Here is an 11,668-nt window from a genome sequence, read left to right on the forward strand (position 1 = left end):
ACCCCTTTTGTTCAATATACTCATTATAAACCACAAATTAGGAAAGTTGAAGAAAATGGTATATTTTTTCTAGAAAATTTTATGATTAATTGATGAAACTGTTATAAAATGAATTTAATAAAGGTAGGTGTGCTTATGAAGTGTTTAGTGATTGGATCAACTGTTGCTGATATTATGATTTACATGGATAGATTACCGACGAGTCAAGGTGATGAACATATTAAAAAGCAGATGATGGCAGTAGGTGGGTGTGCGTTTAACGTTGTGAATGTATTGCATCAGATGGGTGTAGATTATACTTTTATATCACCAGTAGGAACAGGTATGTATGGTGATTTTGTGAAGAAAGAATTGAATCGTCTAGGTATACAAAGTGAAATACATCTAAGTGGTGCGAATGGATGTTGTTATTGTTTCGTTGAAGAAAATGGTGATAGAACATTCTTGTCCCATCACGGCGTGGAGTATTCATTTAATCCAGAATGGGTAACGGATTTAGATATGACTTCATTTGATTATATTTATGTGTGTGGATTGGAGATTGAAGAAACAGATGGCGATAAGATTATAGAAATGTTGAAAGAAGTTTCAGGTCAGATTATCTTCTGTCCGGGTCCTCGAGGTAAATTAATTGAACAGAGGAAAATGGAAGCACTTTACGCGTTGTCTCCGATCATTCATTTAAATGAACAGGAAATAAAAGAATTAACCGGGATAGAAAATATAGAAGAAGCGGTACAAAAAATGTATGACTGGACACATAATACAGTCATTGTGACGACTGGTACAGAGGGTGTAATTTATTATGATGGTAAGCTGCACAGTGTAACAGGATATAAAGCTGAGGTCGTTGATACAATAGGCGCTGGAGATAGTCATACTGGTGGCGTAATGGCAGCATTAAGCGCCGAGAAAACACTACATGAAGCCATTGATTTTGCAAATCTAGTATCGAGTAAAGTGGTCGGTGTGAATGGTGTGCATTTGGAGAACGCTGAGTATGAAACACTACGTCAACTTATGCATAATTAATATTCGAAATAGATTGTTGTTTTCTGTAAATGATAGTATGATTTAGGTAAATCGCATTGGAGGAAAATGAAATGAAAAAAATTGCTATTAGTGCATTAACTTTAAGTTCTGCATCTCTGATGGAGCTTGTTGTAAATGATGAGAATCTCAATGAGGCAATAAAAAGAGTTAAGGCAAACAAAGGAGCAGCTGGAGTTGATGGTATGACAGTGCAGTGATGGTAGACGGATTCTTAGCTCACGGATTAGGTGCAACACCTAACGCTATGGCCAATATGGACTCCGTTACAAAATTATTCGGACCTTCACAAAGAGCATTTTTAATCGTACCTGTTGTAGGTGCATTTTTAATTGATGTATTTTCAGTACCAATCATTATTATGACAATAAATTTATTCAGTTAATACAAATATGTAAAAGCTCAGAATTTTTTTCTGGGCTTTTTGTTTTTTTGTTAGATTATTACAGAGTATTATCATGATCATCAGCACTTATCCCCATCTACATTAAAATTTAATATTATTGCATAATATTTGGATTTGTGGGAATGTATAAGTATTACTGTGTAAATGCACAAAAAGGAGTGTGTATTGTGACTGTTGATGAGAGATATAATGAAATTTTAAATTTATTGTTAAAGCATAAGAAACTTCGCTCTAAAGAAACTGCACATTTATTGAATGTGTCTTTCGAAACGATACGCCGTGATTTTGAAGCATTAGAATTGCAAGGGAAGTTAAAGCGAGTACATGGTGGTGCTGAATATATTGAACCGAAGTCGGATGTGGAGAAGAATTTCATAGAGCGTGAGAATTTATATGCAGAAGAGAAGAAAGAGATTGCCAGAAAGGCAACGCAGTTTGTAAAAGAGGGAATGTCCATTGCATTAGATGTGAGTACGACAAATACAGCGATTGCGAGATGTCTTGCCAGGAAGTTTAACCGCTTAACCATTATTACCAACAGTCTTCCCATCATAGAGATTGTTGCTAAAATAACAACTTTCACAGTTATTGTGCCAGGTGGCGTGTTATATAATCAGGAACGTTGTATTATTGGGGATGTTGCGATTGAGCATATTAGCAAATATAATATTGATTTATTCTTCATGAGTTTAAGTGGTATTGATATGCACAAAGGTTTTACAGATTACGGTATGGAAGAGGTAAAGATCAAGAAAGCATTTCATTCTCGTGCGCAAACTGTTGTGGCTGTTGCTGATCATAGTAAGTTTGATAATGTATCCCTTATACATCTGGGAGATGATCAATTATGTGATGTAATAATTAGTGATGAGCGATTGGCTGAAAATATAAAAGAGAAATATGCGAGTAAATATAAAATTATATAGATGGATGGATTAAACACACAAATTAATTTGTGTGTTTTTTATGTGTTTACACATAATTTACATATTATTAACATTGAATACATAATTACCTTGTATATTAGCATTGAAAGGAGATCAACATGAACAAGAATAAGAAGTTATTAAAAAGCAATTGGCTGACTTTATTATGTTTTATTCTGCCTTGTTTAATTCCATTAACAGCATTCTGGATTTTTCCGATGTTCTATAGCTTTTATATCAGCTTTACAGATTGGGATTTTATGAGTGAAGAATACAATATGGTTGCATTAGGTAATTATCAAAGTATTTTAACTGATGAGCAATTTTACAAAGTACTATGGAATACATTTTACTTTGTCGTTGGAACGACAATTCCTACTTTAGTATTGGGGTTATGTTTCGCGTTGCTTGTTGTGAAGAAGATTCATCTCGGTGGCATATACAGAACATTATTATTCTCGCCGTGGATTACGCCGATGGTTGCTGTGTCAATTGTCTGGTCATGGATCTTTGAACCAAAAATAGGTATTCTCAATCAAGTGTTAGGGATGCTTCATTTAGGACAACCTGGATGGCTACAATCATCACAGTGGGCGATGGTTGCCGTTATTATTGTCACAGTTTGGAAAGGTATTGGCTGGGCGATGATTTTTTATTTAGATGCTTTAAAGAAAGTGCCGAAAGAACTTTATCAGGCTGCATCAATTGATGGTACACCACCATTTAGACAGTTAATGAAGATTACATTACCTATGATCTCACCTACGACATTTTTCTTAGTGATTATTCTGGCAATTGATGCCCTGCAAGCTTATGACCAGTTCCAGATATTAACGCAAGGAGGTCCGGCAGGTTCTACTAGAACGATACTGTACATGTATTATCAGATGGCCTTTGAAGAATACAATATGGGTCGTGCGACAGCACTTGCAACGATATTAATTGTAATTACAGCGATACTTTCAGCAATACAGTTCTATGTTTCTAAGAAGTGGGTGCATTATCAATGAGGAAATTCAATTTAACGATTAGACATGTAATATTAGCGCTTGCAAGTTTCCTGATGTTCTTTCCGTTTCTATGGATGATTCTCAGCGCGTTAAAGACGAAAGATGAGATATTCCAGGTGCCATTTAAATTGTTTCCTGCATCACCGAAATGGCAGACATTTAATGAAGCTTTTCATTCAGCACCGTTTGCAACATACATATGGAATAGTACGTACACGTCTATTGCGATTGTATTAATTCAAACAGTGACTTCAGCATTATTTGCTTATGCACTGACTCAAATGCAATGGAAAGGTAAACATACGTTGTTCTCGATTGTCATGGGAACGTATATGTTACCTGCTGCGGCAACTTACGTACCGAGCTATATTATTTTGAGTAAATTAAATTTAATTGACAGTCATATCGGATTAATTATTTCGAGTGCAGCGAGTGTTTACGGTGTGTTTTTATTCAGACAGGCATTCAAACAGATTTCTAAAGAGGTGATTCAAGCTGCACTGATTGATGGTGCGAGTCACTTTAAGATTTTATTTAGAATTATGTTTCCGTTAACGAAACCGACATTTGTTACGTTTATGTTGATCAGCTTTGTACAGAATTACAACAGTTATCTATGGCCTTCGTTAATCTTGCAATCTCAAGATAAGATGTTGATAACGAATGGTTTAAGACAATTCTTTATTGAAGGTGGAGCATACGGTGTGAAGTGGCCGGAAGTAATGGCAGCTTCAACGTTTACTATCTTACCGTTACTCATCTTGTTCTTTGCGATTCAAAAGGTATTTGTAAGTGGTATTTCAGACAATGGTATTAAATAAATTATTAATCATAAACTAAGGGAGAAAGAAAAAATGAAAAAGTTTATTTATGCAGGTTTATCTTCTATTGTATTAGCAACAACATTAGCAGGTTGCGGTGGTACTTCAAATGGTGGATCTAATGGTAAGGTTGTAGAGTTAAAAAAAGGTGACAAGGTAGAAATCGAGTTCTGGTATGGTCTAGGTGGTAAATTAGGCGATCAAATGAAGGAGAAAATCGAGGCCTTTAATAAATCACAAGATAAAGTTGTAGTAAAAGGTGTTCAGCAAGCAGATTATGATGAAACTTATAAGAAATTACAAGCTGCTGTCGCAAGTGGTAAGACACCTGCTTTAATTTTAACAACAACGGACACTGGTAAGATTATGGCAAAGAAAAAGATTTTAACAGAGTTAACGCCATACATTGATGTAAAAGATGATTATGAAACGAAAGATATTATTGAGACATTCTTAAAGGATGGACAGTTTGAAGATAAGCAATTCACGTTACCAGCATACGGTACAACACAATTAATGTATTACCGTAAAGATGCTTTAAAGGAAGCGGGATTAACTGAAGATATCTTTAAAGACTGGACGAAATTTGAAGCAGCAGCAAAGAAATTAACTAAGAAATCTGGCAATAAAGTTGAACGTTATGGTTGGTCGCCAATGTGGGGTGCTGACAACTTAATGGATATGGCTTTCTCTAACGGTGGGAAAGTAATTGACGAATCAGGTAAGAAAGTAATGATCAACTCTAAAGAGTGGGTAGAAGCATGGTCAATTATTGATCGCGGTATTAACAAGGATAAGACGATGAAAATCAATTCAGGTGGCCAAGGTTGGGAATATTGGTATAAAACGATTGATGAAGTAATGCAAGGAAAATCTGCAGGTTATATCGGTTCATCAGGTGACCAGGGAGATCTTGACTTCAAAATATTAGCAGCTGCTGAGCAACCTGGATTTAATGGTAAGAAAGGTGCACCGGTTGCATCAAGTCAACAGTTAGCGATTCCATCTAAAGCTGAAGCGAAACAAAAAGCAGCGGCATTTGAATTTATCAAATTCTTTGAGAAGGCAGAAAATACTGCAGACTGGTCAATGAATACTGGTTATATCGCAGTGAGAAGTTCAGCAAAAGATGATGCAAAATTTAAAGCTTACGCTAAGAAACATCCACAAATCTTAAAGCCTATTGAGCAGGCAGAACATGCTTCAAGCTTATTTATCGATCCAACTGGCGGCAAGATACAAGATGCAATCAAAAAAGCAGCTGACAAAATGGAAATTGAAGGTAAGTCAGCGAAAGAAGTATTAGATGAAGCACAAAAAGAAGCACAAGCAGCTTTAGATAATAGTGCTAAATAGTAAGGGGCCAGTCAAATGAACAAAGCTATAGGTACAATTTCAATAAGAGGATTCCAATATCCTCTTATTACTTTTAATATACAATGTGAATTCTGGACTTATGTCCGTTTGTATCAGGGTGATACATTAGTGTATCAATATATCGGTAGAGATGCTGAATTAGTGGTTGATTTAGCAGATGTATCTTATGGGCAATCACAATTATTTGATGATAGCGATCTTACTTACGTCGTAATGGACGTGCAGAAGTTTACGATGCCGATTGTTAATGTTGAAGTAACTGATGGTAAGCCTGCGCATATCGAAGAGCATCATCATATTATTCAGAGTATGACAGATAAAAGTATAACAGACAAACGTTTTTATAAAGGCGACTTGCATGCGCATACGAACCTTACTGATGGTAGTTTAACACCAGGTGAATTGGTTGCACATGCAAAGGAAGTGGGCTTAGATTTCTTCTTTATTACAGATCATAACTTTTACCATACAATATGGCCAGAGAGTGATCTGTTAGTACTTCCAGGTGTTGAGTTTACAGGTAATACAGGGCATTGGAATGCATTAAACCTTCAGGATACCATCGATATGTATTCAGATGACTATAATATTGAATCTATTGAAGGCACGCATCGTTTGATGGATAGAATGCGTGATAAAGGTACGTTAGTGAGCATTAACCATCCATTCTTGACAATTTGGTCATGGTTACATGATGAACTGGATTTAACGAAGATTGATAGTCTTGAATTATGGAATGATCCAAGTTATAAGGATAATCCTCAGGCAACAGAAGATGCTTTAAAGTTCTGGCACGCATCACTTGTAACGGGGCATCGCATTACAGCAGTTGGAGGTAGTGATTTCCATCATCTAATTGATGTGAAAGATAACAATAGAACAAATGCATTAAATGATCCGACAACACATGTATATTGTGATGGACTAAATAAAGACAATTTACTCCAAAGTATCCGAAATGGCCATGTATTCGTAACGAGATTTATGGATGTTGAAGCATTCAGCGTTACTGTAAATGATAAAGCAGTAATGTTTGGTGAGACAATGAATACAAGTGGTAACTTACTAGTGTCATTTGAAGTTAAAGGAGAACCTATAACGGCAGAAGTAACGCTATTTACGAAAGATAAACGCTATGTTGCTGCTTTAGAAAATAATGTTGCTACATTTAATATTGAAGTTGAGCCTAATGATTTCTTTAGATTTGAACTAAGGAACGAAGAGCTAATAGCATTTACAAATCCAATTTATCAAGGTGTAATCGAACGTACTACAACAACATATAAAGAAGTGAAGGCATTGATGTATGAAGTATAAGTTAGTCATATTCGATAAAGATGGTACCCTGCTTAGATTCGAATCAGTATGGGTAAAAATTGGTCATAATATTGTAGACAGCTTTATAAATTCGTATGATGTTCAAGTTGATAAAGAAGATATATTACAAGCATTAGGCTTAGGTGCAGATTACATCGAACCTGCTGGCATATTATCAAGTGGCACAACAAACGACATTATCAAGGTGTTTAAAGGTTACACTAATGATGCAAGAGTTGAAACATGGACGCGCAAAAATATGGACGCACTCGCCAATCAATATGAACATCAGCTTGAAATGATTAAAGGCACGGACGTTGTACTGAAAAAATTACAGGAAAAAGGTTACCTGTTAGCAGTTATTACAGCGGATGATTATATTAGTACCGATAATTTCTTAACAAAGTTTGATATTCGCCATTACTTTAATGAAATTATCACAAGTGACAGAGTCCCTGTGCAAAAACCTAATCATTTAATACTGGATTCACTTATAGCAAAATATCAAATTAAGACGAATGAAATGATTATGGTTGGTGATACACCTATCGATATGCAGTTAGGTAAGAATGGCAATATTGGACTTACGATAGGTGTATTAAGTGGGACGAGTAAGCATGAACATTTGCACGAAGCAGATATTATATTAAATGATGTGACAGAATTAATTAAAGACGACCAATTGATTTGGGAAGAGGGATTTTAATGCTGAAAGTAGAAAATATAAATAAAAGATATCACAAAGAGCAATGGGTTTTAAAAGATATTAACTTTGAAGTAGCTGCTGGTGAGTTCTTTGTACTTGTAGGACCTAGTGGTTGCGGGAAAAGTACTCTGCTTAAGATGATTGCAGGATTAGAAGATATTACTGAAGGTAAGTTATTTATAAATGATACGTTAGCAAATCATTTACATCCGAAAGATAGAAGTCTATCGATGGTAGTTCAAAACTATGCGCTTTATCCTCATATGACGGTAGAGAAGAATATATTATTTACCCTGGAAAATAGAAAAGTGCCTAAAAGTGATCGTCAGCAAAAGATGATGGAAGCGGCAAAGCTTGTTGGATTAGAAAGTTATTTAAAGAAGAAGCCAGGTGAACTGTCAGGAGGACAACGTCAACGTGTAGCACTTGCTCGTGCAATTGTAAGTGAATCAAAGATATGTCTGATGGATGAACCATTATCTAACTTAGATGCAAAGCTGAGAGGCCAAATGCGTGTAGAACTACGTCAGTTACAGCAACGACTGGGGATGACGATGATTTATGTTACACATGATCAAGTCGAAGCAATGACGATGAGTGATCGCATTATGGTCTTAAATGACGGTCATATTCAACAAATCGGTACACCGTTAGAAATATACAATAATCCCGCCAATAAATTTGTAGCAAACTTTATGGGAAGTCCAGCAATGAATATTGTTAGAGGACATTTAATTGATAACGCGATTAAGTTTGGTGATTTCAGTCTCCCTGCAACGATTAATCATCAAACGATTGATGTAGGGTTTAGACCTGAAGATGTGTACATTGATCAAAATGGAACTGCAGTAACAGTTACCGCATGTGAAATATTAGGTGATACGACAATTGTGAACTTTAATATTAGCGATGAGAAATGTATCGCCAAATTCAATGAGCAATTACCATTGAATATTGGAGATGTCATTCATGTTCGTATTAAACAAGATAAAATTAAATACTTTGATGCAGAACAAGGTGCAGTCATCGCATAACTACCGGACAAAGATACTTTGTTCGGTTTTTTTAACTTAAGTGACAGCAATCATTTAATACTCTTTAGTACGATATCGTATTAAATGATTTGAAATCACTAAATATTATCGATATTATAGTAATTAAGTTATCCTTAACTGAATTTTCTAATAATTAAATGGAGGAGATGTAATGAGTGAGAATGTAAAAAAGAAAAGTATGATGGACAAGTTTTTAGACATGATTGAAAAAGCCGGTAATAGATTACCTGATCCAGTTGTTATCTTTATTAGTCTTTGTGCCATTATCTTAGTGGCATCAACAATAGCGAGTTTCTTTGGTCTATCAGCAAAGAATCCTACCGATGGAAAAGTAGTGAAAGCAGTTAACTTATTAACGCCTGATGGTATTGCGAAAATTATTTCAGAAGCGGTCCCGAATTTCGCTGCCTTTCCACCTTTAGGATTAGTACTTGTCGTGATGATAGGTGTTGGTATTGCTGAGAAGACAGGATACTTTGAAACGTTAATGAAATATACGATTGAGAAGACACCACGCAAAATTATAATTCCGATTATTATATTTGTAGGTATTATGGGAAATGCTGCAGGAGATGCAGCAACAATCGTCTTACCGCCTATTGCAGCATTAGTGTTTATAAAGCTTGGTTATCACCCAATTGCGGGACTTGTAATGGCATATGCAGCTGCGCTTGGTGGATTCTCTGCAAGTTTAGTAATAGGTATGACTGATGCACTAGCTGTGTCATTTACAGAACCTGCAACAAAACTTATAGATGGCAGTGTGAAAGTGAATGCTGCAATGAATTATTATTTCTTATGTGCATCAACGGTCTTGTTATTATTTGTAGCATGGTTTGTAACGTCAAAGATAGTTATTCCGAGGTTTGGTAAGTACACAGGACATATTGAGGAAGGTGCCGAAGAGAATCACGTATCAGATAGAGAGCGTAAAGCAATGTTATTTGCCAATATTAGTGTACTTGTTGCAATGGCAGTTGTAGCACTTTTAGCGATACCTGAAAGTGGTTTATTACGCAATGCAAAGACAGGTTCATTAATTGATGATTCACCGTTAATGAATGGGATTGTACCAATTATTACAGTTCTATTCTTAGTTCCAGGATTGGTTTATGGAATTGTTGCTGGAACGATGCGTTCAACACGTAAGTTCTCTGAAATGCTTGCAGAATCAATGAGCTCGATGGGTGGCTTTATTGTGATCGTATTCTTTGCTGCACAGATGCTGGCATTCTTTACGTGGAGTAATTTAGGAACAATTATCGCAATTAAAGGTGCTGAATTACTAAAAGGGCAGAATGGTATCGTATTAATACTAGGTATACTAATTTTGTCTGGATTTATAAACATGTTGATAGGTAGTGCCTCAGCGAAATGGGCAATACTCGCACCAATTTTAGTTCCGATGCTGATGCTTTTAGGTATTCACCCTGCATTTACACAAGTTATTTACCGAGTAGGGGATTCGATAACAAATCCGATTACACCGATGATGCCATATCTACCATTGCTATTATCGTATGCTCAGAAGTATCAAAAGGATATCGGCTTAGGAACGATGATTGCAGCATTAATGCCGTATTCTGTTGCATTCGGTATCTTCTGGACGATTCTATTACTTGTATGGTTTTACTTAGGCATTCCAGTGGGACCAGGTGGACCGATTCATTTAGGAGGAAATTAATATGATAGATTATCAGGAATACGAAGATAAAGTAATACAATATCGCAGACATTTACACCAGAATCCAGAACCGTCATTTAAAGAATACGAAACGACAAAATATATAAGGGATGTGCTTCGTAGTTTAGAACACTGTGAAGTAATTGAATTAACTGAAACGGGAACTATCGGTGTTTTTAATAAAGGTGGTAATAAAAAAATTGGTTTGCGTGCAGACATTGATGCACTTCCGATACAGGAAGAACGTACTGATTTAGACTTTATGTCACAACATGATGGCCTTATGCATGCATGTGGACATGACGTGCATACAGCAGTCTTACTCGGTGCTGCACATTACTTTAATGATCATGCACATGAACTGACAAATGAGATACATTGTATCTTTCAGCATGCTGAGGAATTAATTCCTGGTGGTGCACGTGAATTAGTTGAAACAGGCTATTTTGAAGGATTTGACTTTATATATGGACATCATATATGGGCAACATTGCCACTTGGGTATATTGATATAAAATCAGGTCCTGCAAGCGCCAATTCAGACTTATACCAAATTGAAATTCAAGGTAGAGGTGGACATGCCAGTCAGCCGAATAAAACGATAGATCCGCTGCTGATAGGTAGTCACTTCGTCAATGAAATTCAAAGCATTGTATCAAGAAAAGTAGATCCATTTGAACCCGTAGTCGTATCGAATACAGTATTTTTAGCAGGCAATGTTAATGGTGCTAATGTTATTCCGGATAAAGTTACATTGGCAGGGTCAGTGAGGACAACAACAGCTGAAAATAGAGAAATATGTAAATCACAAATTGAAAAGACAATAGAACATCTATGTCTGGCAAATGGTGCAACCCATAAAATAGATTATACGATAGGATATGATGCAGTTTATAATGATGAAGCACATACACAATGGGTAAGAGAAATTGCAGAATGTAATTACCCGGGAAAAGTTGTCTCTGAGCCAACGATGATGGGAGGCGAAGATTTCAGTGCGTATCAACAAGTAGCGCCATGCGTATATATCTTTATAGGAAGCGGCAGTGAAGGATTTGATTATCCGCATCACCACCCTAAATTTGGAATAGATGAATCAAGCTTTAAAGTAGCATTTGAAATGTTTGTCAATATCGCATTAAACTATAAATAAAAGAAACTGAAGAAACAGTGCGCTGAAACATTCAGCGCACTGTTTTTCATTGAAGATTGCCACGCTTTCTATCTAAATAATCTTCTAAACATCTCAACCACTTTCCGATTGCGATAAGCGTATATGTAATAAGAAAGCCAATTAATGCATTTAATCCTGGGAT

Annotated in this window: 11 protein-coding genes and 1 pseudogene; all 12 read left to right on the forward strand. The window is 36.0% G+C overall.

Translation table 11 applies throughout. From position 1 onward, the window contains the following. The first annotated feature begins 135 nt into the window (after window positions 1-135). The 12 genes and pseudogenes from BHU61_RS00560 to BHU61_RS00615 all read left to right on the forward strand — a co-directional run bounded on the left by BHU61_RS00560 (window position 136) and on the right by BHU61_RS00615 (window position 11,505). Window positions 136-1,032 (forward strand): carbohydrate kinase family protein, encoded by an 897-nt coding sequence (locus tag BHU61_RS00560; protein ID WP_199798202.1) that lies wholly within the window; start codon window positions 136-138, stop codon window positions 1,030-1,032. Between the two features lie 71 nt (window positions 1,033-1,103). Then, window positions 1,104-1,250 (forward strand): hypothetical protein, encoded by a 147-nt coding sequence (locus BHU61_RS00565; protein ID WP_199798203.1) that lies wholly within the window; start codon window positions 1,104-1,106, stop codon window positions 1,248-1,250. Beyond that, a pseudogene (locus tag BHU61_RS00570) lies at window positions 1,235-1,435 on the forward strand (sodium/glutamate symporter); the annotation flags it as partial. The gene BHU61_RS00565 and the pseudogene BHU61_RS00570, both read left to right, overlap by 16 nt. A 188-nt stretch (window positions 1,436-1,623) precedes the next feature. Next, window positions 1,624-2,382 carry a DeoR/GlpR family DNA-binding transcription regulator gene (locus BHU61_RS00575; RefSeq protein WP_111714141.1) on the forward strand — a complete coding sequence of 253 codons (759 nt, stop codon included), beginning with the start codon at window positions 1,624-1,626 and terminating at the stop codon, window positions 2,380-2,382. Between the two features lie 119 nt (window positions 2,383-2,501). Then, the gene (locus tag BHU61_RS00580) at window positions 2,502-3,392 is read left to right on the forward strand and encodes a carbohydrate ABC transporter permease (RefSeq protein ID WP_111714142.1); all 891 of its coding nucleotides are present in this window, start codon (window positions 2,502-2,504) and stop codon (window positions 3,390-3,392) included. Then, window positions 3,389-4,213: a carbohydrate ABC transporter permease gene (locus tag BHU61_RS00585; RefSeq protein WP_111714143.1), complete on the forward strand. Its 825-nt coding sequence runs from the start codon at window positions 3,389-3,391 to the stop codon at window positions 4,211-4,213. Before BHU61_RS00580 ends, BHU61_RS00585 begins: the two co-directional genes overlap by 4 nt. Window positions 4,214-4,246: 33 nt before the next feature. Beyond that, a complete protein-coding gene (locus tag BHU61_RS00590) occupies window positions 4,247-5,569 on the forward strand; it encodes an ABC transporter substrate-binding protein (protein ID WP_111714144.1) in 1,323 nt (440 codons plus the stop codon). A 15-nt stretch (window positions 5,570-5,584) separates the two neighbouring features. Beyond that, window positions 5,585-6,907, forward strand: coding sequence for a CehA/McbA family metallohydrolase (locus BHU61_RS00595; RefSeq protein ID WP_111714145.1), 1,323 nt, complete (start codon window positions 5,585-5,587; stop codon window positions 6,905-6,907). Then, entirely contained in the window at window positions 6,897-7,613 is a 717-nt protein-coding gene (locus BHU61_RS00600) for an HAD family hydrolase (protein WP_111714146.1), read from the forward strand. The genes BHU61_RS00595 and BHU61_RS00600 overlap by 11 nt, the downstream gene beginning before the upstream one ends. Further along, window positions 7,613-8,647, forward strand: coding sequence for an ABC transporter ATP-binding protein (locus tag BHU61_RS00605; protein WP_111714147.1), 1,035 nt, complete (start codon window positions 7,613-7,615; stop codon window positions 8,645-8,647). Before BHU61_RS00600 ends, BHU61_RS00605 begins: the two co-directional genes overlap by 1 nt. 172 nt (window positions 8,648-8,819) lie before the next feature. Next, entirely contained in the window at window positions 8,820-10,352 is a 1,533-nt protein-coding gene (locus BHU61_RS00610) for an AbgT family transporter (RefSeq protein WP_111714148.1), read from the forward strand. Between the two features lies 1 nt (window position 10,353). Next, complete coding sequence (locus BHU61_RS00615) at window positions 10,354-11,505, forward strand: M20 metallopeptidase family protein (protein ID WP_111714149.1); 1,152 nt, start codon at window positions 10,354-10,356, stop codon at window positions 11,503-11,505. Window positions 11,506-11,668 lie beyond the last annotated feature (163 nt).

This window comes from Macrococcus epidermidis (genome assembly GCF_003259695.1).
Taxonomy (GTDB): domain Bacteria; phylum Bacillota; class Bacilli; order Staphylococcales; family Staphylococcaceae; genus Macrococcoides; species Macrococcoides epidermidis.